Origin of the sequence: Hymenobacter psychrophilus (assembly GCF_900107135.1) — a bacterium.
GTDB lineage: Bacteria > Bacteroidota > Bacteroidia > Cytophagales > Hymenobacteraceae > Hymenobacter > Hymenobacter psychrophilus.
Genome location: NZ_FNOV01000006.1, coordinates 182762 through 206374, shown reverse-complemented (window position 1 = coordinate 206374; position 23613 = coordinate 182762). Strand labels below are relative to the sequence as shown.

The 23613-nt window shown below is 60.3% G+C and carries 24 protein-coding genes and 1 pseudogene; 13 read left to right on the top strand and 12 right to left on the bottom strand.

Annotated elements, in window-relative coordinates:
• Positions 1–53: 53 nt before the first annotated feature.
• On the top strand, positions 54–275 hold the full coding sequence (locus BLW21_RS10900; RefSeq protein ID WP_092739903.1) for a hypothetical protein: 222 nt from the start codon (positions 54–56) through the stop codon (positions 273–275).
• Between the two features lie 47 nt (positions 276–322).
• Here BLW21_RS10900 and BLW21_RS21725 read toward each other — a convergent pair whose 3' ends face one another.
• From BLW21_RS21725 to BLW21_RS10875, 4 genes and pseudogenes are all read right to left on the bottom strand, one after another.
• Positions 323–565, bottom strand: a complete 243-nt coding sequence (locus tag BLW21_RS21725) for a hypothetical protein (RefSeq protein ID WP_217633855.1) — start codon at positions 563–565, stop codon at positions 323–325.
• Positions 566–863: 298 nt separating this feature from the next.
• Positions 864–926, bottom strand: a pseudogene (locus BLW21_RS22130) (TMEM175 family protein); the annotation flags it as partial.
• 465 nt (positions 927–1391) lie between these two features.
• Complete coding sequence (locus tag BLW21_RS10880; protein ID WP_092739895.1) at positions 1392–1625, bottom strand: hypothetical protein; 234 nt, start codon at positions 1623–1625, stop codon at positions 1392–1394.
• Positions 1626–1667: 42 nt separating this feature from the next.
• On the bottom strand, positions 1668–2246 hold the full coding sequence (locus tag BLW21_RS10875) for a DUF4142 domain-containing protein (protein ID WP_092739893.1): 579 nt from the start codon (positions 2244–2246) through the stop codon (positions 1668–1670).
• Between the two features lie 182 nt (positions 2247–2428).
• Between BLW21_RS10875 and BLW21_RS10870 the strand changes: the two genes are divergently transcribed.
• Positions 2429–3286 (top strand): hypothetical protein, encoded by an 858-nt coding sequence (locus tag BLW21_RS10870; RefSeq protein WP_092739891.1) that lies wholly within the window; start codon positions 2429–2431, stop codon positions 3284–3286.
• Between the two features lie 113 nt (positions 3287–3399).
• On the opposite strand, the gene BLW21_RS10865 is transcribed toward BLW21_RS10870, so the two are convergent.
• The 3 genes from BLW21_RS10865 to queA form a co-directional block, all read right to left on the bottom strand.
• Complete coding sequence (locus BLW21_RS10865; RefSeq protein ID WP_092739889.1) at positions 3400–4194, bottom strand: enoyl-CoA hydratase-related protein; 795 nt, start codon at positions 4192–4194, stop codon at positions 3400–3402.
• 145 nt (positions 4195–4339) lie between these two features.
• On the bottom strand, positions 4340–5059 hold the full coding sequence (locus BLW21_RS10860; RefSeq protein WP_092739887.1) for a 2-C-methyl-D-erythritol 4-phosphate cytidylyltransferase: 720 nt from the start codon (positions 5057–5059) through the stop codon (positions 4340–4342).
• 154 nt (positions 5060–5213) lie between these two features.
• A complete protein-coding gene (queA, locus tag BLW21_RS10855; RefSeq protein ID WP_092739885.1) occupies positions 5214–6263 on the bottom strand; it encodes a tRNA preQ1(34) S-adenosylmethionine ribosyltransferase-isomerase QueA in 1050 nt (349 codons plus the stop codon).
• 253 nt (positions 6264–6516) lie between these two features.
• Between queA and BLW21_RS10850 the strand changes: the two genes are divergently transcribed.
• The 9 genes from BLW21_RS10850 (at position 6517) to BLW21_RS10810 (ending at position 14040) form a co-directional block, all read left to right on the top strand.
• Positions 6517–7776, top strand: a complete 1260-nt coding sequence (locus BLW21_RS10850; protein ID WP_092739883.1) for an ABC transporter permease — start codon at positions 6517–6519, stop codon at positions 7774–7776.
• 304 nt (positions 7777–8080) lie between these two features.
• Complete coding sequence (locus BLW21_RS10845; protein WP_092739881.1) at positions 8081–8944, top strand: LOG family protein; 864 nt, start codon at positions 8081–8083, stop codon at positions 8942–8944.
• A 188-nt stretch (positions 8945–9132) separates the two neighbouring features.
• Positions 9133–10350 carry a lycopene cyclase family protein gene (locus BLW21_RS10840; protein WP_175470934.1) on the top strand — a complete coding sequence of 406 codons (1218 nt, stop codon included), beginning with the start codon at positions 9133–9135 and terminating at the stop codon, positions 10348–10350.
• A 369-nt stretch (positions 10351–10719) separates the two neighbouring features.
• Positions 10720–11112, top strand: coding sequence for a hypothetical protein (locus tag BLW21_RS10835; protein ID WP_139255177.1), 393 nt, complete (start codon positions 10720–10722; stop codon positions 11110–11112).
• A 9-nt stretch (positions 11113–11121) separates the two neighbouring features.
• Positions 11122–11769, top strand: coding sequence for a YceI family protein (locus BLW21_RS10830; protein WP_245711872.1), 648 nt, complete (start codon positions 11122–11124; stop codon positions 11767–11769).
• Positions 11770–11793: 24 nt separating this feature from the next.
• Positions 11794–12696, top strand: a complete 903-nt coding sequence (locus tag BLW21_RS10825) for a DUF5777 family beta-barrel protein (RefSeq protein WP_092739873.1) — start codon at positions 11794–11796, stop codon at positions 12694–12696.
• Positions 12697–12708: 12 nt separating this feature from the next.
• Positions 12709–13143 (top strand): hypothetical protein, encoded by a 435-nt coding sequence (locus BLW21_RS10820; RefSeq protein ID WP_092739871.1) that lies wholly within the window; start codon positions 12709–12711, stop codon positions 13141–13143.
• A 49-nt stretch (positions 13144–13192) separates the two neighbouring features.
• Positions 13193–13690, top strand: a complete 498-nt coding sequence (locus BLW21_RS10815) for a group I truncated hemoglobin (protein ID WP_092739869.1) — start codon at positions 13193–13195, stop codon at positions 13688–13690.
• Positions 13691–13737: 47 nt separating this feature from the next.
• A complete protein-coding gene (locus tag BLW21_RS10810) occupies positions 13738–14040 on the top strand; it encodes a hypothetical protein (RefSeq protein WP_092739867.1) in 303 nt (100 codons plus the stop codon).
• Between the two features lie 65 nt (positions 14041–14105).
• Here the strand turns inward: BLW21_RS10810 and BLW21_RS10805 are convergent, their stop codons facing one another.
• The 3 genes from BLW21_RS10805 to BLW21_RS10795 all read right to left on the bottom strand — a co-directional run bounded on the left by BLW21_RS10805 (position 14106) and on the right by BLW21_RS10795 (position 16705).
• A complete protein-coding gene (locus BLW21_RS10805; protein ID WP_245711871.1) occupies positions 14106–14849 on the bottom strand; it encodes an ABC transporter ATP-binding protein in 744 nt (247 codons plus the stop codon).
• 93 nt (positions 14850–14942) lie between these two features.
• Positions 14943–15164 carry a DUF2795 domain-containing protein gene (locus BLW21_RS10800; protein WP_019948259.1) on the bottom strand — a complete coding sequence of 74 codons (222 nt, stop codon included), beginning with the start codon at positions 15162–15164 and terminating at the stop codon, positions 14943–14945.
• A gap of 170 nt (positions 15165–15334) precedes the next feature.
• Positions 15335–16705: a DUF349 domain-containing protein gene (locus tag BLW21_RS10795; protein ID WP_092739863.1), complete on the bottom strand. Its 1371-nt coding sequence runs from the start codon at positions 16703–16705 to the stop codon at positions 15335–15337.
• Between the two features lie 225 nt (positions 16706–16930).
• On the opposite strand from BLW21_RS10795, the gene ettA reads away from it, so the two are divergent.
• On the top strand, positions 16931–18598 hold the full coding sequence (gene ettA / locus BLW21_RS10790) for an energy-dependent translational throttle protein EttA (RefSeq protein ID WP_092739861.1): 1668 nt from the start codon (positions 16931–16933) through the stop codon (positions 18596–18598).
• A gap of 113 nt (positions 18599–18711) precedes the next feature.
• Positions 18712–20199 carry an amidase gene (locus BLW21_RS10785; protein WP_092739859.1) on the top strand — a complete coding sequence of 496 codons (1488 nt, stop codon included), beginning with the start codon at positions 18712–18714 and terminating at the stop codon, positions 20197–20199.
• Positions 20200–20245: 46 nt separating this feature from the next.
• Here the strand turns inward: BLW21_RS10785 and BLW21_RS10780 are convergent, their stop codons facing one another.
• Positions 20246–20452, bottom strand: coding sequence for a hypothetical protein (locus BLW21_RS10780; protein ID WP_092739857.1), 207 nt, complete (start codon positions 20450–20452; stop codon positions 20246–20248).
• A gap of 69 nt (positions 20453–20521) precedes the next feature.
• Positions 20522–23491: a DEAD/DEAH box helicase gene (locus BLW21_RS10775; RefSeq protein ID WP_092739855.1), complete on the bottom strand. Its 2970-nt coding sequence runs from the start codon at positions 23489–23491 to the stop codon at positions 20522–20524.
• Between the last annotated feature and the right edge of the window lie 122 nt (positions 23492–23613).

The window sequence follows — 23613 nt, the reverse complement described above, 5'->3', positions numbered from 1 at the left end:
TTATGCTAATGTTATTTCTATAGTTTGAGGGCTCCTAATCCTCTTCCTGCCGTATGAAAGTCCTGGTCTTCCCTGTTCTGCTAGCCATTGCCATCATCACCGGTCCTGCTAAAACTGACTCTGATAAGGCCCCAGCCAACGCGGCCGTTAAGCCCGCAACCACCACTATTGCCCGAACCGAGTTGGTGCAACTTGCCAAGTTGGCTCCTTATGCGTTGGCTACTCCAACCAAAGACGCGGTCAATCATCCTGCCGCCCCGGCCCGCGCCGAGTAGTAGCGCTGGAAACTATCCGCGCAGAAGCAACCACCTGCTTAAACCGGCTAAGCATTGTATTCGCGCGTCAGCCGCTGATAGCGCCGGTTGTAGCGCCACATCAGGGGCCAGACCAGTAACAGGCTGAAGCGACTTATCCAAGGTAAATCAAACGCTACTATTAGTAGCACGCTCAACACGAAAACGCTGACCGGAATCAGAGGGCGCCACAAATCGAGGTCGGGGTAGTGAGCGGCGTGGGGGGCAGTGACTTTGTTGGTGGGGTTACGTAGGTATTGTTGCAGGCGCATTTGCATGAAGCCGGTAAGCATTACGCTCAGGCAATAGAGCAGCCAGGGAGTTTTTAAGTAGGGATATTCGCTCTGGAAGGCTGCTGTAAAGGGAATCAATACAATGCTCATCAGAAAATTGATGTTCATCCAGATGAGCCGGGGTGTAGTACGCACTACATGCCGGAAAATACGGTGGTGCGCAATCCAGCAAGTGGCAATGCCATAGAAGGCCGTGAAGAAGCCGATGAACTTGATAATCAGCTCTTCCCATGCGCGTCAGCACCTCACTCTCCAAGCGGACTCCATGTAAATCGGGCACTTTAATTTCGATGATGAGCAGAGTGATGGCAATAGCAAATACAGCGTCCGTGAACAGCATGACGCGCTGTAGATGAAGTGCTTCGCGGTCGTCAACGGGGTTTCGTTACCATCCATATACCGGGGGGCAACAGGAGAATAAATTGCCAGCCCGGGAATATATAGTTTGTCAGGCATATCGGACGCAAAAAAACCGCCGCACAAAAAGCGCAACGGTTTTCTACTTTGTTTTGGCAGAACAAGGCCTGTATGGCCATAGCATTCAACGCCTTGTGTGCAGTGTTTATGTTTTTTGGTGGGCAGCAGCACGTTCCTGCTTTTGGCAGTAGGCTACAGTTCACTGTCGGCCTTGGGATGGTCGTTCGCCATCCTGCTGGCAAAGCTCTTAGTAGCCCAACTAATTCCCTTACCCAGTGCAAACCTGCTAAAGCCCATTTCATTATGGCCGCCAGTGGCTACCGTTTCCAAAGGAAGTGGGTTGGGAAGCAGCGCATTTGAAGCAGGAAAGCCCTGCTAGGCAGCCGGTTTAGCGGTTCACCTCGGCGTCAGCGGCCGGTATCGAATCGGCATCAGCCGTTACGGTCGGCCCGGCGTCGTTGTCGATAACCACGGCGTCGGCCTTCACGCCCCCATCATCGGCCGCGCTGTCAAGGTCGCTCACGGCTTCACCGGCGGTGCCATCGGTACGGGTTTCAGTGTTGCAGCTGCCCAGCGAGAGGGTGGCGGCCAGGGCCAGGAAGGGAAGGAGGCGCAATTTCATAGGACTGAGAAGTAAGAAAACGAGTAAAATGAGCGGGTAGAATTATGGCTTGAGTTTACCCTGCAGGTCATCGGCCGCCCGCTGCAGGTCTTGCAGCACCACCAGTTGCCGGGTGGCCAAGGGACGCAGGTCGCCGTCGTATGAGTCAGTTTGCAGGTCTTCGTTGGTGTTAGTGTCCTGCTTGAGCGTATTAACCAAGGCCTCGCCAAACTTCTGATCGAAGGCGGCGCCATTCAGGGCGGTCATTTCGCCTACCTGCTGGGCCTGGCTCTCGCTCAAGCCAGTGGGCAGCACCAGATTTTTCTGTTGGGCCAGGGCCTTTAACTCGTTGAGCAGAGTGCCTACCTGATTGATGACGTTCTGGGCCACATATTTGGCATCGGCCGAAGCCGCCTTACGCTGGGCTATCTGGCTGATTTCGAGCAGCTCCATCTGGTGGCTGGCCGTTTCTACTATCATCTCGGCGTCCCTGATCTGGCGCTTGGTGATGTTTTGCTCGCCGATACGCTTCTCGTTCTGAAGCTTGGCCTCAAACACCGGATCTTTATTGCTGGCTGAGCCTGAACAGGCCACCAAGGCAGGCAGCAGCAACAGGACGCAGGCAGCGCGGAAAAATAGCATCAGGTCAGGGGATTGAGAAGGCAAGGGGTATCTGGACCTATACGCGACCCGCCAAATCGGGTTCGACTGTGGCCGCTTAAAAATAAGTTCCCGGCGGGCTTAAACTTTTTTATCTGGGAAGCCTCTAACCCCCGAAAACCGGTTTCCCGGCCTCCGTCTCACTTTCTGTTCTGTGCCCCTTTATGAAGCGCCCCACCTTCTACCTATTGAACATGGCTGCCCTGGCTGGCTCAATCCTGCTGCTGCCCTCATGCGAAAAGAGTAACGACCAGCCGCAGAGCGCCGACATAGCCGTATCGGCGCAGGACCAGAGCCTGGCTGAAGACGAAACCGCCGCCCTGGCCGACCTCACCGATGCGGCGGCCCCCACCGACGCGGCCGTGCCGAACAGCCCCGCTGCCGAATCCGACGACCTGACCCGCCTGGCCGGCCGCTGCCTGACGCGCACCTACGATGCAACTACCCGCACGCTCATCCTCGATTTTGGCCTGACTAACTGCATGGGACCCAATGGTGTGGCCCGGCGCGGCAAAATCGTAACCGTTTTCGGCGGTCCGCTGCGCGAAGCCGGTGCCACCAAGACCATCAAGCTGGTTGATTACTACCGCAACGACAACCAGCACAGCGGTACCCGGCTCATCACCCGGCTCGGCAGCGGCTCCTGGAGCCTGCTGGTGCAGAACGCCAGCATCACTACGCCCGCCGGCACTCACTCCTGGAACGCCAGCCGAACCTACACCCGCACCGCCGGCGAAGGAACCCGCACCCTCACCGACGACGAATACAGCGTAACTGGCCAAGCCGGCGGCACCAACCGCAAAGGCGTGAGTTACACGGCTACCATTGGCCAACCGCTCATCAAAAAATTCCAGCCTGGCTGCGCCCGCACCTTTGTGGCCGGCACAGTATCCATCGTTACCGATAAGGACAAGCAGGCTCTGCTCAACTACGATCCTACCGGCACCCAGGCCTGCGACAACATCGCCTCCATTACAGTCAATGGCGTCACGCGCACTATCCGTATCGGCGGCGGTTTGTAGCAACCACCCGCGCTGAAACTGTCATTCCGCCGAAGCAGGAATCCGGGTCAACCTGTCGAACGGCTTCGTTCGACAGGTTGACCCGGATTCCTGCTTCGGCGGAATGACAGTTTTTACTGGCCCTTGAATTCGGGTTTGCGCTTTTCCAGAAAGGCCTGCACGCCCTCGCGGTAGTCGTCCGATTCGCCCGCAATCTGCTGGCAGTGGGCTTCGTAATCGAGTATTTCGTCGAGCGTGGCGGTGGCGGCCTTATTGAGCATTTGCTTGATGAGGCCGATGCTTTTGGTGGGAGCGGCGGCGTAGCGGGCGGCCAAGCCGTAAGCAGCCTCGTCGAGCTGCTCGGGGGCTACCACTTGGTTCACCAGGCCCAGGCGCAGCGCCTCCTCGGCCGTTACCTTCGAGCCCAGCGTGCACAGCTCAAACGCCTTGAGTGTGCCTACCATCCGCGGCAGAAACCACGACGAGCCCGAATCGGGCACGAGCCCGATGTTGATGAACACCTCAATCAGCGAGGCATCCGACGAGGCCACGATGGCGTCGCAGGCCAGGGCCAGCGAGCAGCCGGCGCCAGCTGCCACGCCATTCAGGCGGGCTATAATGGGCTTGGGCAGCGCCCGCATGGCCCGGATGATGGGGTTGTAGCGCTTGTGCAGCGAATCGTAGAAGGAGCGGGGCTGGCCCTCGGCGGCTTCGGCCTCGCGCGCCGCCTTCAAGTCCTGGCCCGAGCAGAAAGCCCGGCCGGCCCCCGTGAGCACCACGGCCCGCACATTGGTATCGCGCGCCACCTGCTTAAGCGCGTCCTGCAGCTCGTAGCTCTGGGCATCATCGAAAGCATTGAAAACGTCGGGCCGGTTGAGCGTAATGGTGGCCACGCCATCGGGGCGCACGTCGTAAAGCAGGGTAGGCATAAGCGAGAGGAGTAGGTTGATAAGCAAAGAAACGTCATTCAGAGCGAAGCGAAGAATCTCGCGTGCTGATGTTGTGCCAGTAGCCCAATGTCAGCACGCGAGATTCTTCGCTTCGCTCTGAATGACGTTGTTTCCCCAGCGCAAATCACCCTTTCCCGGCCCGCAGCAGCGCCTCGGCCACATACAAATCCTCGGCCGTCGTGATTTTAAGGTTGCGGTAGTCGCCTTCTACCAGCTGAATAGGGTGCAGGTCCTCGACTACACTGGAGTCGTCGGTGAAGGTGCTGAGCTCGGGTAGCTGGTAGGCGCGGCGCAACAGGGCCAGATCGAAGCACTGGGGGGTCTGCACGAGGCGCAGGCGGGCGCGGTTGAGGGCGTAGCTGCCCTGCTGGCTCAGGTTGCGCACCGAGTCTTTGGGCACCACGGCCGCCACGGCCGCCCCGTGGTTATAGGCGGCCTCGTAGGTGGCCTCAATCACGGCGCGGGGCGTGAGGGGGCGCACACCGTCGTGCACGGCCACTACGCCACTTTCACGGTCGGCCAGCTGGGCCAGGCCGGCCCGCACCGAGGCCCAGCGCGTGGCCCCGCCCACCACCAGCGCATGCGGAATTTGCACATTGTATTGCGCGCACAGGGTCTGCCATGTTTCCAGTTGCCCGGCCGGCAGCACCACCACCAGCTCGCGCACGCCCAGCGCCGGATCGGCAAAACGGCGTAGCGTATGCAGCAGCACCGGCTCGCCGGCCAGTTCCAGAAACTGCTTGGGACGGTCGGCGCCCATGCGCGTGCCGCTGCCGCCCGCCACAATAATGGTATATCGGGGGTACTTGGAGGCTGGAGAGCCTGGGAACTTGGGTTCGTTCATCGGAGCAGAGTAGAAACGCAAGTAAGGCATCTACAACAAAAAACGCCGGACGCTACCATAAAAGCAGCATCCGGCGTAACCTGTTTCAAGCATCAGGACTATATCCTAAGCTCTAAGCTCTAAGCTCTAAGCTCTAAGCTCTAAGCTCTAAGCTCTAGATAATCAGCATGGCGTCGCCGTAGCTGAAGAAGCGGTACTTCTCCTTGATGGCCAGCTTGTAGGCCTCAATCAGCAGATCGTGGCCGGCAAAGGCCGAGGCCATCATCATCAGCGTGCTTTCCGGGGTGTGGAAGTTGGTGAGCAGCGCGTTGGCGATTTTGAAATCGTAGGGCGGGAAAATGAACCGGTCAGTCCAGCCTTCGTTGGCCTTGAGGCGCACGTGGGCCGAAACCGACGACTCCATGGCCCGCATGGCCGTCGTGCCGATGGCGCACACGCGCTTCTTGGTATCGAGGGCCTTGTTTACCACCACGGCCGTAGTGCCGGGCACCACGAAGTTCTCCGAGTCCATTTTGTGCTTGGTCAGGTCCTCCACATCCACGGTGCGGAAAGTACCCAGGCCGATGTGCAGCGTAACGGGCGCTACTTCGATACCCTTGATTTCCAGGCGCTTCATCACTTCCTTCGTGAAGTGCAGGCCGGCCGAAGGCGCGGCCACGGCACCGATGTTGCTGGCGTAAATCGTCTGGTAGCGCTCCTTATCGGCCGCCTCAGTGTCGCGGGTGATGAACTCCTTTGGAATTGGCGTTTCGCCCAGGCTGTAGAGTGCCTTGTAGAAATCCTCCTGCGGGCCGTCGTAGAGGAACTTGATGGTGCGGCCGCGCGAGGTGGTGTTGTCAATCACTTCGGCTACCATATCCGACTCGCCGAAGTAGAGCTTGTTGCCCACCCGGATTTTGCGGGCCGGGTCGACGAGCACATCCCAGAGGTGGATTTCCGTGTTCAATTCGCGGAGCAGAAACACTTCTATCTGGGCGCCGGTTTTCTCCTTGTTGCCGTACATGCGGGCCGGAAACACCTTCGTGTCGTTCACCACAAAGACGTCGCCTTCGTCGAAGTACTCCAGAATGTCTTTGAAGGAGCGGTGCTCGATTTTGCCACTATCGCGGTGCAGCACCATCAGGCGCGACTCGTCGCGGTTTTTGGCCGGGTGCTGGGCCACCAGATTCTCGGGCAATTCGAATTTGAACTCAGAAAGCTTCATGGGCCAGACAGGGCAATAGTTGGGGAAACTAGTAAAAAAATCGAGCCGCAAAAGTACGGATATTTAACGGATTAATAGTTAATTTTCGCCCGGAAACATTAATTGCCCTCGCTACGTCCGTTCGCGAGTAAAGTACCCATTGCTGTTTGGCAGCCCGCAGAACAGATATGCTACTGCAACGTGCGTACGCCCGATCCTCGTTCCGCTGGCTACTAAACAGCCGTAGGCACTATAATTCTTAGCTCCCGATCTTATGAAAGCCATCCGCCTCACGCTTGAGAGTTTTCGCTTCGCCTGGGATGCGCTGAAGGGCAATTTGCTACGCACCGTTTTGTCGCTGCTGGGCGTTACAGTGGGCATCTTCGCCATTATTGCCGTGTTCACAGTCGTCGATTCGCTCGAAAAGAACATCCGCAGCAGCATGAACTTCGTGGGTGACAAGGTGATTTATGTAGACAAATGGCCCTGGGTGTTCGAGCCCAACTTTGCTTGGTGGAAGTACTTCAACCGGCCCGTGCCCAGCATCCGCGAGTATCGGCTGCTGCAAAAGCAGCTGGGGCCCAACAATGCGGGCGTGGCCATTTTTGCCAGCAAATCGGGCAATACCTTCAAGGCCGGCTCCAACAGCGTCGACGACGCCTTTTTGCAGGGCGTGAGCTATCAGTACCGCAACATTTCGGACGTGCCCGTGGCCGAGGGCCGCTACTTTACGTCCCAGGAAGTGGACGGGGCCCGCAACGTGGCCATCATTGGGGCCGATATTGCCGCCAACCTGTTTCCGGGCCGCCCGGCGCTGGGGCAGGAGTTTAAAACCCGCGGCCAGCGCTTTACCGTGATTGGGGTGATGGAAAAGGCTGGCAAGAGCCTGCTCGAAATCAAGAGCAACGATACCAACTGCTTTATTCCGTTCGGGGCCTTTTCTAAAATATTCGCCATCAACCCCGGCACCGGCTCGGGCGTGTCGGCCACCATCGGCATCAAGGGCCTCGACGCCGACCCCGGCCTGCTCGACCTCGAATACGAGGTGAAGGGCCTGATGCGCAACATCCGCGGCCTTAAGCCCCGCGAAGACGACAACTTCGTGCTCAACCGCCCCGAAATGCTGGCCAGCGCTATTTCGGGATTGTTCTCTATTCTGGGCGTGGCCGGCGGCGTTATTGGCTCGTTTGCCATGCTGGTGGGCGGTTTCGGCATTGCCAACATCATGTTCGTGTCGGTGAAAGAGCGTACTAACATCATCGGCATTCAGAAGTCGCTGGGGGCCAAAAACTACTTCATTCTCTTCCAGTTCCTGTTTGAAGCCGTGTTTCTGTGCCTGCTGGGCGGGGCCGCGGGCCTGTTGCTGGTGTGGTTTATCACGCTCATCCCGCAGGATTCGCTGCCGCTGTTCATGAGCGGCGGGCGCATTGCGCTGGGCCTCACCGTGTCGGTGCTCATCGGGGTGGTAGCCGGCATCATCCCGGCCGTATTGGCAGCCAACCTCGACCCGGTTATTGCCATTCGGGCGAAGTAGGGTAAAGAGAAATTGTCATTCTGAGCGGAGCGAAGAATCTCGCGTGCCACAGTAATCCTGTCGCAGGAAATTACCATTGCACGCGAGATTCTTCGCTCCGCTCAGAATGACAGTTCCATCGCCCACAAATTGCTATCTTGCGAACCGCTATGTGAGGTCGCCCCCCCCCTTTTTGTGGAGGCGGCCTTCCTTTTTGCCTACCTTATTTACGGCTTGCTTTTTCCGGCGCAAACTGCTCCGGTCCGGACATACTTCCGGGCCCGGACCGGAGCAGTTTGCGCCTCATTTTTCCTTTAAAATTCCCATGTCGAAACTCAAAAAAGAAAGCCGTACCAAAACGGCCGACCAGAACCTGAACGCTGGCAGTGGCCAGACCATCGTTCAGCCCAACGTCAACGACAATAAAGTCAAGACCATCAGCGACATCCGCGAGCAAACCCACGGTGAGCGGACGGTGCAGGTAGAAGACGAGCAGCGCATTCGCAAGGCGTTTGTTGACAAGGACTGGAACGAGATTAAGATTGCCGACTCCTGGCAGATCTTCAAGGTGATGGCCGAGTTCGTGGAGGGCTTCGAGAAGATGTCGAAAATCGGCCCCTGCGTGTCTATTTTCGGCTCGGCCCGTACCAAGCCCGACAACCCGTACTACAAAATGGCCGAAGAAATTGCGGCTAAACTCGTGCGCCACGGCTACGGCGTTATCACGGGCGGCGGCCCCGGCATCATGGAGGCCGGCAACAAGGGTGCCCACTCCGAGGGCGGTAAGTCGGTGGGCCTCAACATTGAGCTGCCCTTCGAGCAGTTCAACAACATCTACATCGACCCCGACAAAATCATCAACTTCGACTACTTCTTCGTGCGGAAGGTGATGTTTGTGAAGTATGCCCAGGGCTTCATCGGCATGCCCGGCGGCTTCGGTACCCTCGATGAGCTGTTCGAGGCTATTACGCTCATTCAGACCAAGAAAATCGGCCGCTTCCCCATCGTGCTGGTGGGCACCAAGTACTGGCAGGGCATGTTCGACTGGATTCAGCAGGTGATGCTGGAGGACGAGCACAACATCTCGCCCGAAGATATGGACCTGGTGCAGCTGGTGGATACGGCCGAAGACGCGGTGAAAATCATCGACGAGTTCTACGGCAAGTACCTGTTGTCGCCCAACTTCTAACCAGGTAGTAACCCGGATTTTAACGGATTGCGCAGATTTTGTAGCTGGTGGCAGCGTAATGCCCCGCTGTATCTGAGCCTTGTTCGTTGCTTCGTGACACCGTAATGGGAAAAAGCCGCTGCTTCGGGAGCGGCTTTTTTGTTTGTAGCTTGGCCGGAGTTTCCGGCCCGGATTTTCTTGGTTTAGCTATGGTTACCCCCGCTGCTTCGTCTGCCCCGCCCCAAGTACCCGCCCTGGTGCGCGACTACGATTACCTGCTGGTGGGCGGTGGGGCGGCGGGCCTGAGCTTAGCGTACTACATCAGCCAAGAGCCGCGGCTGGCGGGCAAGCGGGTGCTTATTCTGGAGCCCGACGCCAAGGACCGCAACGACCGAACCTGGTCGTTCTGGGCCGATGGGCCCACGCTTTTCGATGGTATTGTGGCCCACGAGTGGGCGAAACTGGCCTTTCGCAGCCCCAGCTTCGAGCGGATACTAGCTCCGGAGCGCTACCGCTACAAGATGATCCGGGGGCTGGATTTCTACCGCTTCGTGCGGCAGATGCTGACTGGTAACCCGCAGTTTACCTGGGTAAAAACCACGGTAGAGGAGTTGGTCAGCACGCCCACCGGTGCCCGGGCCGGCACGCCCGAGGGCGAGTTTACGGCCCGTTACGCCTTCGACAGCCGCCCGCCCCGGCTGGCTGAGCTGCGCCGCCCGCGCCACCGCTACCTGCTCCAGCACTTTGTGGGCTGGGAGGTAGAAACCGAGCACGATGCCTTCGACCCCACCACGGCCGAGCTTATGGATTTTCGGGGCGAGCAGGGGCAGGAGGTGCGCTTTATGTACGTGCTGCCCTTCGGCCCGCGCCGGGCGCTGGTCGAGTACACGCTGTTTTCGGAAACGCCGCTCGATAAAGCCGAGTACGAAGTTGCGTTGCGCCGCTACCTGGCCGCGCTACCCGGTGCTGGCAACTACCGCATTACGGCCGAGGAAGTCGGGGCCATTCCGATGACCGACCACCCGCTGCCCGCCCGGCAGGGGGCGCACGTGCTTAACCTAGGCACCCGGGCTGGCCGCGCCAAGCCCAGCAGTGGTTACGCCTTCAAGCGCATTCTGGCCCACTCGGCCCGCCTGACGGCGGCGCTGGCCGAAACGGGCCACCCGCCCCGCCACAGTACCGGCGACCAGTGGCAATTCCGCCTCTTCGATACGCTGCTGCTCGACATCATGCAGCGCCGGGGCGAGCAGACGCGCGACATCTTCAGCCAGCTTTTCGAGCGCAACCCCCCTGACCGCGTGTTCGATTTTCTGGACGAGCGCACCAGCTGGAAGGAGAATTTCCAGGTGATGAATTCGGTGACGCCCTGGCCCTTCCTGCGCTCCATCTGGCACGAGCTGCGCCGCCGCCCGGGCCGCCGCGGGTAGCGGCCCAAGATTGGCATCCGTTTGTAAAAAGTACCCCAAGAGACTGCTGGCCCTCTGGCTGACGGGCTGTTTTTGGGTGCTTTTGCAAAGGGATGTAAAGAAGCTGAACAGTTGCATTATAGGTCGGAAGAACTTGGCTGTTTCGAAGTTGGTGTGATTTTTTGATGGGGTTTTTTTACCCTTCCGACTGGGAGAAGTCCTGTCTTATCGAATAGTGCTAGTGTATATGGGTTGGCCATTCCATATTTGGTAAACCAAGCCCAAATCTGGAATACAACTTCTGATAGAAGTCCGGTCTGGCGGGTGCAATGAGCTGCCCGCGGTCTACGAGTCAGATTGTCAGAACGACTGCCGAATCATCTGTTTACTATGAGACTAACTTTTACTACTCCTATTCTGGGAATAAGTGCGGCGCTGGCCGTGCTGCTAACGGCCGTAGCCAGTAGTTGCACCTACTCGACCGGGGAAGTGCCCAGCCCTTGCCCCACGGCAACCGAAGCTGTGAGCTATGCGAAGGATATTTCGCCCATTTTTGATGCCAACTGCCGCAGCTGCCACGGCGCCTCCGTGTACCAGACGCTGGGTGGCGGCAACGACTACAGCGACTTCCAGGGTATCAAAAAGCAATCGGCCAGCCTCATTCTTGGCTCGGTACAGCACGCTCCCGGCTTCGATCCGATGCCCAAGGGAGGGGCCAAGATAGCCGTGTGCGACATTGCCAAAATTAAGGCCTGGATTGAGGCCGGCCAACCCGATAACTAAGCGCGGGTAGTGGCTACTTCCCAGGCTATTTTAGTTGCTACCGCCTTTTTAGGGCGTGCTGGCTGGGCGTTGCGCAGGCTACAGGGGATTTTAGGTGGCGCGCTGCTACTGGCGGCTCCTTTCCACGGCCACGCGCAGGGGCGTTTCATGACCAAGGAGGGGAGGGTTACGTTCTTTTCAACCAGTATCATCGAGGATATTGAGGCCATTAATAATTCGACGGCTTCCATCGTCGATGTAACGGCCAACCAGTTCGCCTTCTCGGTTCCGATCAAGGAGTTCACCTTCAAGCGCACCCTGATGCAGGAGCACTTCAACGAGAACTATATGGAATCCGACAAGTTTCCGCGGGCCACCTTCACTGGCCGCTTCACCGATGCCGACCTGTCGGTGCTGACGGTGCCGGGCAACCATAACTTCCGGGCCGAAGGCGACCTGACGCTGCACGGCGTAACGCGCCGGATTGTGGTGCCGGCCACGCTCGAAATTAAAAATGGCCAGCTACAGGCCTTTGCCAGCTTCAATGTGGCGCCGGCCGACTACAACATTGAGGTGCCGCTGCTGGTGCGCGAGAATATTGCCAAAATAGTCCGCGTTCGGGTGGTGCTGATTGCCAACCCAGTAGCGGCGCCGGCCGCAACGCGGCCCGCCAACTAAGAATTCATTTCGCAACTGCTTTATATGAAAACATTTGTATCCGTTTTGGGGCTCGGGCTGGGCCTGTTGCTGGCACCTGCCGCATACGCTCAAACCGGCGACCTGCTCGGCCAGCTCGACTCGCAGACCACCGACCCGCAGAAGCGGGAGGTAGTGTCGGCCACGTTCAAGGCCACCCACATCATCAATTCGCAGTCGGTTGAAACGCCGGGCGAGGGCACCCTGGCCTTCCTGATTCAGCACCGTTTCGGCACGCTCAACAGCGGCGCATACAACTTCTTTGGCCTCGACCAAGCCGTACTGCGCCTGGGCTTCGAGTACGGCCTCACCGACCGGCTAACTGTTGGCATCGGCCGTAGCTCGCAGGAGAAAACCTACGACGGCTCGCTGAAGTACCGGGCTATCCGCCAGACAACCGGCGCGCGGGCCATGCCCGTATCGGTCACGTTGTTCGCCTCGTCAGCCATCAACACGCTCAAATTCAACTTGGCGCCCGGCGAAGACCGCTCGACGGCGTCGCGGGTTACGTACTCCTACCAAGCCCTGATTGCCCGCAAGTTCAGCCCCAACCTGTCGGTGCAACTCATGCCCACGCTCATTCACCGCAACTACGTAGCCACGCCGGGCCAGCAGAACGACGTGTACGCACTGGGCGGCGGCTTGCGCCAGAAAATAACGAAGCGCACGGCCCTCACCGCCGATTACTACTACCTGTTGCCGGGCAACACGGCCGATAACTTCCGCAACGCCTTGGGCCTGGGCGTGGACCTGGAAACGGGCGGCCATATTTTCCAGCTGCACGTGACCAACTCGCTGGGCATGACGGAAAAATTCTTCGTGCCCGAAACCACCGGCAAGTTCTTCTCCGGCGACCTGTACTTCGGCTTCACTGTGGCCCGTAATTTCACCCTCAAGTCGCAGCTCTAGCCCTGTTTTGGTATGACTACGCGACATTTCCGCTGGGCGAAAGCCAAGCTGGCTGGGGCTTTGGTGTTACTGACGCTGATAGGTTGGGGCAGTTGGCAGGAGCCCAGCCTGCACGAGTTCACGCCGACCACTGAGTTTATTACCCTAGCGGCACCGGGCCTGCAGCCGGGCGCCGCTGCCCGGCAACTGCAAGCCCGGGCGCTGGCTCTGCCGGGTGTAACGGCCTGCGCCCTGCGCCCCGAAAAGCATCTGCTGACGCTGGCCTATCATTCTGCCGAGCTTAGCGCCGAAGAACTGCAGCAACGGCTGGCGCTGAGCCCATTGCCGCAGTCCGAGGCTACCGCGGCCGAGGCGGCCCGGCAGTGCCCCGTACCACCCAGCTACCTACAGGCCATCGAACGGGTGCGCTTTGCCTTCAACCTGCGGCGTCTTTTTGTGCAGCTCTAGCGGCTGCAAAGCCAAACCAGCTACCTCTCTTTTAACTGATTTACTTTTCATGAAAAAAAACCTACTCGCGGCCAGCCTGCTGGCCAGTTCCCTGCTGCTGGGTGCCTGCGGCAGCAAAGAGGAAGCAGCTCCCACCCTCTATGACCGTTTGGGCAAAACGGAAGGTATTGCCCGCATCGTGGACGGGCTGGTGGCCAACGTAGGGGCCGAAACGGCCGTGCCTAACTCGGTGATGCTACGCTCGCACAAGCCCATGCTTGATGCGGTAAACGGCGTGAACGGCCAGGCCCCCACCGACCCTACCCGCCTGCAGCGGCTGCGCAATAACTTCGTCGATCAGTTGGGCGAGGCTACCGGCGGTCCGCTTACCTATAAGGGCCTGAGCATGCTGGCTGCGCACCGCGGCATGGCCGTTACGCCCAACGAGTTCAGTGTATGGCGCCAGCAACTGGAGGGTTCGCTCAATAGCAACAATGTGTCGGCCAGCGACAAGGCTGAGCTGTACGTCATCATCGACAATATGCACGATGACGTGGTGGGCCACTAGCCTGCTCCCGCCATTGGTATTTGTTTCCTGATTTCCATCTGCCTGCTATGTCCCTCCTATCTGCCCCTCTGCTCCCGGTAGCCGCCGAAGCCAGCATCGTTCCGACGATTCAGCACCTGACGCAGGCCCTGGAACGGCTGCGGCAGGAAGAGCTGCGGCGCTTCAGCAAGCGGCTTTCGCCAGAGCAGACCAACTCGCTTGATGAGCTGACCACGGCGCTGGTACAGCGCGTGGTGCAGGGGCTGGCCCAGCAACTGGGCGCCGCCCGCCAGCGCGGTAACAGCACCCCGTTGCTGCATGTGCTCACGGGCCTGTTCGACCTGCAAGATGCGCCAGCTAACGCAGCCTAACCAGCGGTAATCCCTAGGGGCCTCGGGCCACTACATAAAGCCAGTCTTCCGATGGAGGGCTGGCTTTATGCGTGCGGATGCGGCCCTAAGCTCGCCTCACTTTCCAGGTAAGCCCGCTCGGTGGCCACCAGCTCGGGCGAGAGCACCTGCAGTTGGGGCGCGGGGCGCGAGAGGTTGAGCAGGTAGCCGGGTAGTTGCAGCAGGTTGTCGAGGTCGTGGGTGATGCAGAGCACGGTTTTGCCCTCCTGCTGCACCCACTCGTGCAGCAGCCCGAACACCCGGCGCCGGTAGTACACATCGAGCTGCTGGGTGGGCTCGTCGAGCAGGCATAGGGCCGCGTCTTGCAGGCTGAGCTGGGCCAGCCACACCAGTTGCTGCTCGCCGCCCGAAAGCAGCGTGAAGTCGCGCCCGGCAAGGTGGGCGGCGCCCACGCGGGCCAGCGCCGCGTCGGCCAGGGCATAATCGGCGGCCGAGTAAGCGCCCAGGAAGCGGTGATGACGGAAGCGGCCCATTACCACCAACTCACGCACGGGCAGCGAAAACTCGACGCTGGCCCGTTGGGGCAGGTGGGCCAGTAGCCCGGCCGCGGCCGGCCGCCGCACCGCCCCCAGATCCTGCCCATTTACGCTCACGCGGCCCTCGTACGGAAGCTGGCCGGTGAGGGCCCGCAACAGGGTGGTTTTGCCGCAGCCGTTGTGTCCGATAACCGCCACAAAGGCCGGCTCGGGCACCGTAAAACACAAATTGCGGAGCAGGACTCGTCGTCCGTACCCCGCAATCAGGTTTTCTATGGATAGGGCCTGGTGCATAGTGAGCAGTGCTTAGTGGGCCGTAATGGATGCCGGGGCAAAAATGCGCCCATGCCTTCTAAGCACTAAAAACTATGCGCTATGCACCAAATCCTAATATTCGTCCTCGTTGAACATGAAGTCCTCCTTGGTCGGGTAGTCGGGCCAAACCTCTTCAATATTCTCGTAAGGCTGGCCGTCATCTTCCAAGGCCTGCAGGTTTTCTACTACCTCCATTGGGGCGCCCGAGCGGATGGAGTAATCAATGAGCTCGTCCTTGGTGGCGGGCCAAGGGGCATCTTCCAGATACGAAGCAAGTTCGAGGGTCCAGTACATAAGCGGGTGTGCTACTAAAGAGCTACTAAAAAAATGGTCAAAAACGCGGAGCGCCGTCCGCAAAAATCCGGCCGATACGGTGGGCCTGTCAGAACTGCCTTTCGACAGCCGGCCAAAGGTACGTTGGCGCAATTGCTGACGACAACGTAAATGCGCCGCGAAGGTTAAGCTTAGCGGTCAGATCGGGGGGCGCTTTGGTGGCTGGCTCCTTCCAGGTACATGTTAATCAGGTCTTTCTTGGTTCTGATTTTACGGTCGAAGGCCCTGATTTTACTTTGCAGCAGTGTGCGAAACGTATCGTTGGCCGGGGTGGGGCTAAGCTTGTCGAGGTTGTCGGCCAGTACCTGCCGTTCCTGCTGATCGAGGCGGATGAACTCGCGCAGGGCCTGCACCCGTAGCGCCGCCTCCTCGGCCGGGGCCGTGGCGGGCGCGCCGGGCTCGGCCCCGGCCTGGCGCTTGCGCATGTAATAATCGAGTGCGCTGGTTTCAAACACCCGGTCGCAGGCCATAATAAACTGCTCCCACACCTGGTCCGACTCCTCGCCCCGCACCGGGCCTACCTGTTTCCAGGCAGCCTGCAGCTCTTTGGCCCGAGCCACGGCCTCGGGCATGGGCCGTTCGAGTAGCGCCTGCGCCTCGGCTACCAGTGCCCGCTTGCGGCGCAGGTTCTCTTCGCCGTTGCCATTGTTGCCCCCCGTCGTGCTGCCGCCGGCCAACTGCTGCCGCTGCGTTTCGATATGGGTTTTGAGGCGCTCAAAAAAGTGGTTGTGCGCAGCCCGAAAGCTCGCCCATAGGTCGGTAGCCTGCTTGCGGGGCAGGTTGCCGCCAATGTCCCGCCAGCTCTGCTGCAGCGCTTTAAGCTTGCGGCTGGTTTCCTCGAACTCAGTGGAGTTCTGAATGGCCTCCGAGCGCTTGATCAGGTCTTTGTACTGGTCGAGCGTGCGGTTGGTCATGGCCTTTTTCACGGCCAGGTACTCCTTCTTGCGGGCGTAAAAAGCATCGGCGGCAGTCTGGAAGCGCATTTCCAGCTTGTCGGTCAGCTCCTTTTCTACGGGCCCGGTTTTAATCCAGGCCTGGCGCAGTTCCTTGAGCTGGCTGCTGCCTTCCTGCCAGTCGAGCGTATCGTGCAGGGCCTCGGCCTGCTCGATGAGGCTGTGTTTGGTAGCCAGGTTTTTGGACCGGTTGTGCCGCACGGTGGCCTGGATGGCCTCTTCGGCGGCGCTGAGCTGCTGGTGCAGCCCGGCGAAGTCGCCCAGTGCGTCGTAGGTGCCGGCCTGCTCCTTGAGATGCAGCGCCTTCATCAGAAACGACCCCTTGTTGTCGGAGGCTTCCATATCGCGCAACAACTCTTCTACCTTGGCCTGGTAGCGAGCGAAACGCTGGGCAAAATAGCGCAACGACGCCTCAGCCGACTCTTTTACCTGACCCACTGGCCGGGCCGGGTAATCGAGCACGGGGCGCAGCCAAACCTGGTTGCCCTCCGTGTAGCCATACTGCCGGGCCTGGGCCAGCAGCTGGTCGGGGGATGCGGATAATTCCATAATCGAATAGAAGACAACTAAGTGGGAAAGGAGAACGGAGAGCAGAACGAAGTACAAGTTTACGGCTTGTTAGCCAGATTCGCCGCCGGAGCCGGGGGCGAATTGTTGGGGGAGCTGCCTACCTTTGGTAGGCCGGCAACGGCAGCCGCAATCCGGCCAAGCTCGACATTGCCTGGCCACCTTGTGCTTGAAATAAACACGTATTCTCCCGTCTTTTTCTTTTTTATGAGCGACCAGCCCACCATTATTTTTTCGATGGCCGGGGTCACCAAGGTGTACCCGCCCCAGAAACAGGTTCTCAAAAACATCTACCTCTCGTTTTTCTACGGCGCCAAAATCGGCGTGCTCGGCCTTAACGGCTCGGGTAAATCGAGTTTGCTGAAAATTATTGCCGGCGTCGATAAGCAGATTCAGGGCGACGTGGTGTTCTCGCCGGGCTACTCGGTGGGCTACCTGGAGCAGGAGCCGCAGCTGGATGCCACCAAAACCGTGCGCCAGGTAGTGGAGGAAGGCGTGGCCGAAACGGTGGCCCTGCTGAAGGAGTTCGAAGAAATCAACGAAGCCTTCGGCGGCGAAGACCCCGACTTCGACAAGCTGCTCGAGCGCCAGGGCACCGTGCAGGAGCGCCTCGACCAGCTTGATGCCTGGAACCTCGACAGCAAGCTGGAGCGCGCCATGGACGCGTTGCGCACGCCCCCCGAGGACGCGGTAGTCGGCAACCTTTCGGGGGGCGAGAAGCGCCGGGTGGCGTTGTGCCGCCTGCTGCTGCAGGAGCCCGACGTGCTGCTGCTCGACGAACCCACCAACCACCTCGACGCCGAAAGCGTGCTGTGGCTGGAGCAGCATTTGCAGCAGTACAAGGGCACCGTGATTGCCGTCACCCACGACCGCTATTTCCTCGATAACGTGGCCGGCTGGATTCTGGAGCTCGACCGGGGCGAGGGTATTCCGTGGAAGGGCAACTACAGCTCGTGGCTGGAGCAGAAGTCCAACCGCCTTTCGCAGGAAGAAAAAACCGAGAGCAAGCGCCAGAAAACCCTGCAGCGCGAGCTGGAATGGGTGCGCATGGCCCCCAAGGCCCGCCAGGCAAAGAGCAAGGCCCGCCTTGCCGGCTACGACAAAATGGTGGGCGAAGACTCGAAGGAAAAGGAGCAGAAGCTGGAACTCTTCATCCCCGATGGCCCCCGCCTCGGCGCCCAGGTGATTGAGGTGGAAGGCCTGCGCAAAGCGTTCGGCGACAAACTGTTGTTTGATAACTTGAGCTTCAACCTACCCCAGGGCGGCATTGTGGGCGTTATCGGGCCGAATGGCGCCGGTAAAACCACCCTCTTCCGCCTCATCACCGACCAGGTGCAGCCTGACGCCGGCACGTTCGTAGTGGGCCCCACAGTGCAGACGGCCTACGTGGACCAGCAGCACGATACGCTGGAGCCCAACAAATCGGTGTTCGAAACCATTTCGGGCGGCACCGAAACGATGATGCTAGCCGGCCGGCCGGTGAACTCGCGGGCCTTCGTGAGCAACTTCAACTTCCGGGGTGGCGACCAGGAAAAGAAGGTCGGCAGCCTCTCGGGCGGCGAGCGGAACCGGGTACATCTGGCCACTACCCTCAAGCAGGGAGCCAACCTGCTGCTGCTCGACGAACCCACCAACGACCTCGACGTCAACGCCATCCGGGCCCTGGAAGACGCGCTGGAGAACTTCGCCGGTTGCGCCGTGATTATCAGTCACGACCGGTGGTTCCTCGACCGGCTGGCCACCCACATCCTGGCCTTCGAGGGCGACTCGGAAGTGGTTTGGTTCGAGGGCAACTTCTCCGACTACGAGGAAGCCAAGAAGAAGCGCCTCGGCGACGTGGCCCCCAAGCGCGTGCGCTACCGCAGCCTGGGGTAGGCATTGGTTTTCTGAAGTTGATTTACCGTTATTCGGGCCTATCGGATGCATGCACATGCTATCTGGTAGGCCCGAACTGCATAGGATTAACCTTCCTAATAACAAGCCCACCCATGACCTTCGCCGAATACGACCAACTCGATGGCCTCGCCCAGGCCGACCTCGTGCGCCGGGGCCAACTCACGGCCGCCGAGTTATGCGCCGCCGCCGTGGCCCGCGCTCAGGCCGTCAACCCGCGCCTCAATGCCGTCGTGCTGCCGCTCTACGAGGCCGCGCAGGAGCGTGCCGTGGCGGGGCTGCCGGCGGGGCCTTTTGGGGGCGTGCCGTTTCTGCTCAAGGATTTCGGGGCCCAGTATGCGGGCGTGCCGCACAGCTCCGGGAGCCGGGCATTGCGGGGCTTCGTGCCGGCGCAGGATGCCGAGCTGGTGCGGCGCTGGCAGGTGGCGGGCCTCAACGTGCTGGGTAAAACCAACACCCCCGAATTCGCGCTCATGGGCGTAACCGAGCCGACGTTGTTCGGGGCCTGCCGCAACCCCTGGAACCTCGACTACACGCCCGGCGGCTCCAGCGGCGGGGCGGCGGCGGCCGTGGCGGCCGGCATAGCTCCGGTAGCCGGGGCCGGCGACGGGGGCGGCTCCATCCGGATTCCGGCGGCCTGCTGCGGGCTGTTCGGCCTCAAGCCCAGCCGGGGCCGCAACCCTACCGGCCCCGAGCAGGGCGAGAAGTGGCAGGGCGCGGCCGTGGAGCACGTGCTCAGCCGCTCGGTGCGCGACAGCGCGGCCCTGCTCGATGCTACCGCCGGCCCCGATGCCGGTGCGCCCTACTTCCTGCCCAACCCGGCGCGGCCGTATCTGGAAGAAGTGAACCGCGAGCCGGGCCGGTTGCGCATCGGTTTCAGCCTGGGCCACCCGCTGGGTAAACCCCTGCACCCCGAATGTGCTACCGCCGTGCGCGAGGCCGCCGCGTTGCTCGAAAGCCTGGGCCATACTGTGGAGGAAGTGCCGCTGCCATTCGATGGCCAAGCCGTGGCGCGGGCGTTTCTGATGCTGTACTTCGGCGAAACCGGGGCCAATATTGCGGCCCTGGCCCAGCACCTGGGCCGCCCCGCCCGCCCCGCCGATGTGGAGCCCACCACCTGGCTGCTGGGTCTGCTGGGCCGCACCTACTCGGCCGCCGACTTTGCCGCCGCCCGCCACTCCTGGAACGACTGCGCCCGCAGCCTCGGCCGCTTCCACCAGACGTACGACTTGCTGCTCACGCCCACGCTGGCCGTGCCCCCGGTACGCATTGGCGAGCTGCAGCCCAAGCCCACCGAGCAGCTGCTGCTAAAACTGGTGAACACCTTCGGACTGGGTAGCCTCATGCGCCGTTCGGGACTGGTGGAGCAATTGGCCGAGCAGAGCCTGGAAAAGACACCTTACACCCAGTTCGTCAACCTCACGGGCCAGCCCGCCATGTCGGTGCCCCTGCACTGGACCGCCGAGGGCCTCCCCTGCGGCGTACAGTTCGTGGCTCCAATGGGGGCCGAGGACGTGCTGTTTCGCGTGGCCGGCCAGCTGGAGCAGGCCCGGCCGTGGTTTGGGAAGCGGCCGGTGCTGTAGGCTATTCGCTTGCGGACTGGATGAGGCAGGGGAACGTTGGCCCTGCCTACTGCGGCATAAACCAGTGCAGGTAGGCGCAGTTGGCGCACTCGTAACTCACGGCCATTGGGTCCGACCAGTCGGAGGTGAACAGGCCGGCGCGGTCGAGCTTTATTTTATGGCGGTGAAACCGGTTGTGGCCGCAGATAACGCACCGCAGCGCGTGGCCCTTAATCTCGACGCCAACTGGCGCGGGTGCATCAAATAAGCCCATAGTAGCAATGTATACTGGTTTCGATGAGACTATAGGGACTGCGAATGAGTGGCTCACTCCTTCATCTTCTCAACCCAGCAGCTCCTCGATATCTTCCTTCGTCAGGTTCTTGATGATGGCTTCGTCGGTAGAGATTAAATCCGTCACGAGCTGGATTTTCTTGCGCTGCAGGGCCAGGATTTTCTCCTCGACGGTGCCGCGGGTGATGAACTTGTAGGTGAACACCGTGCGCTGCTGGCCGATGCGGTGGGCGCGGTCTACTGCCTGGGCCTCCACGGCCGGGTTCCACCAGGGGTCGAGCAGGAACACGTAGTCGGCGGCCGTGAGGTTGAGGCCCACGCCGCCCGCTTTCAGGCTGATCAGAAACACGCGCAGCTCGGGCGTTTCCTGGAAGCGGGTGACTTCCTTGTGCCGGTCGCGGGTGTTGCCATCGAGGTAGGCGTAGGCCAACTGCCGCTCGTCCAGGGCGGTGCGTACCAAGTCCAGGTGCTTTACAAACTGGCTGAACACGAGAACCTTGTGGCCTTCGGCCGCCACGTTCTTTATCATCCGGACCACCTCGCGCAGCTTGCCCGACTCGTGGGCGTACGCCGGATCGGCCAGGCGGGGGTGGTTGGCAATCAGGCGCAGCTTGGTAAGGCCCTGCAGCAGCACAAACTGGGTGTTGGCCGAGCCGGTTTCCTCCAGATTCTGCAGAATAAGGTTGCGGTAGTGGCTTTTGGTTTCCTCGTAGAACTGCGCCTGCTCGTCGGTCATGGCGCAGTAGTTCAGGTTCTCAATCTTGGCGGGCAGCTCGGTGGCCACCTGGGCTTTGTGGCGGCGCAGAATAAAGGGCTTGATGAGCGCGTGCAGCCGGCGGCGCTTGTCCTCGTCCTGGTGCTTTTCGATGGGCTTGAGGAATTCCTTGCGGAAAAACGCCTGGGTGCCCAGCAAACCAGGGTTGATAAACGACATCTGCGACCACAAATCCATGGTGCTGTTCTCGACGGGCGTGCCGGTCAGAATCAGGCGGTGACGGGCCGGCAGCTGGCGCACGGCCTGCGAGGTAGTCGAGCCGGGGTTCTTGATGGCCTGCGACTCATCCAGAATCACGTAGTCGAACTGGTAGGTTTTGAGCAGCTCAATGTCGAGGCGCACGATGCCGTAGCTGGTCAGCACCACATCGTAGTCGGCAAACTGGGCTACGTTTTTCTCGCGGTAAGTGCCGGTGTAGATGAGCAGCCGCAAACCGGGCGCAAACTTAAAGGCCTCACTCATCCAGTTATACACCAGCGAAGTTGGCATTACCAGCAGCGAGGCCGCCCCGTTGGCCGCCCCCGTCTCCTTGCGCTGCAGCAGCAACGCCAGCGCCTGGATCGTCTTGCCAAGCCCCATATCGTCGGCCAGGCAGCCGCCAAACTGGTAGTTCTGCACGAAGTGGAGCCAGTCGTAGCCGGCCTTCTGGTAGGGGCGTAGCTCGCCGCGGAACGTGGTGGGCATGGGCTGCTCGGCCACGGCTTCGAACTCGCGCAGCTGCTCCAGCTTGCGGCTCATAAGCACGGTGGCCAAGTTGCCGCTCTGCAAATCGGCTACCAGCGACACGTGGTGCTTGCGCAAACTCAGGCCCTCGTTGTGCTCCTCGGCGAAGGCAAACAGCTCCAGGTACTGCGCAAACCACTCCTCCGGAATGATGGCAATCTGGCCGTTGGGCAGCCGGAACTCGGGCCGCTTATTGAGAATGTAGGGCCGCAGCTTGATAAACGGAATCTCGAACTCGCCAAAGCGCACCACGCCGTGCACATCGAACCAGTCGTTGGTTTCGGTGATGCCCACTTCCACCGACACGGAGCCGATAAAGTAGTCCTTGCCCGAGGAGCGGCCCTGTTTTACCGTGAAGCCGCGCTGGGTTAGCTCGTCGGTGTGGTCGTGGAGCCAACGGAAGGCAGTGGCCTTTTCGAGCATAGCGCGCCCGTCCTGCACCTGCAGGGCCCGGGCCTGCAGCTCGCGCACTATCTCCTGCTCCTGGTCAAGGTCGCGGATAAGGCGGTGGAATACGTAGCTGTCGGCCTGCTTTTCCAGCTTCACGCACACGCGCTTGTCGTGGTCGGAAGGGATGGTGTGGGGGCCGTAGCGAAAGCTCAGGTCAAAGTGGATGTGGTTGGCAGCGGGCACGGCAACGGCAGCCGTTGCGCCGGCCGCGCGCCGGCCCGGGCGTGGGGCCGGCGCAACGGCCGCAGCAAGGGCCGCGGTGGGGGCCGGCGCATCGGAAAACGTGAGCTGGGGCCGGGCTACGTAACGCTCCGAGCGAATGTCGAAGCCGCGGGCGTGCACATCGAACGACTCGACCAGCGGGGCCACGAACTTGTGGAAGTAGCTGTCTTCGACCTGGCGCGGAATAACGATGAATTTCTTGTTGAGGAAGGGCTTGAGCTTTTTGCCATCCACCTCGTTGCGGAAGTTGTGCAGCACGTCGCCAATCAGCAGCCAGGCCGGCTGCTCGCACACTATCACCGCGTTTTTATACTGAAAATCGAGCTTCTGGCCCTGGTACTGAATGGTAGGGAAGTAGTGTGTATTCTCCTCGTTGCGCCGGAAGTGAAACAGCACCGAGGCCGGTTCCGGGGCCAGCGCAATCTCGCGCCAGGTTGGCTCGCCGTCGCGGCCCATAATAAATACGCACTTGCCCGCCAGCCGCGCCAGAATCTGGCCCAGGCGCTCCTGCACGTAGCGGCAGATGGCCTCCTGCAGCACCTTGTCGCCCTTCTCGGGGTCGTAAATCTTCAGGAAGAAATCGGCCGCCGTCGTCTTCTTTCGGGGCCAGAACTCCTTGATAACCGCGTCCTGGCTTATCTGGTCGGTGAGGGCTATCAACTCGAAATCGGTGGCGTCGAGGCCCGCCCCGAACTCGGCCGCGTTCCGGGTCGATACAGTCTGGTGCAGCAGCGTCAGCTGCCCCCGCTCGTTGCGCTGCACCACGTACGACTCGAATAAATACCCCAGATACTCATGCTCCAGCAGCGAATAAACAATCTGAAACGGCTCAGTAGTCGAGACCTTCATGGTCGGGCTTAATAGGGGCAATTAAACAAAGACAGCCCGCTAAATAGGGTAATTTTAATGAATAAGAAAGGTCGACAGTACAATAAGCTGACTAAAAGCCGTTATCTTTTATTGCCGCCCCG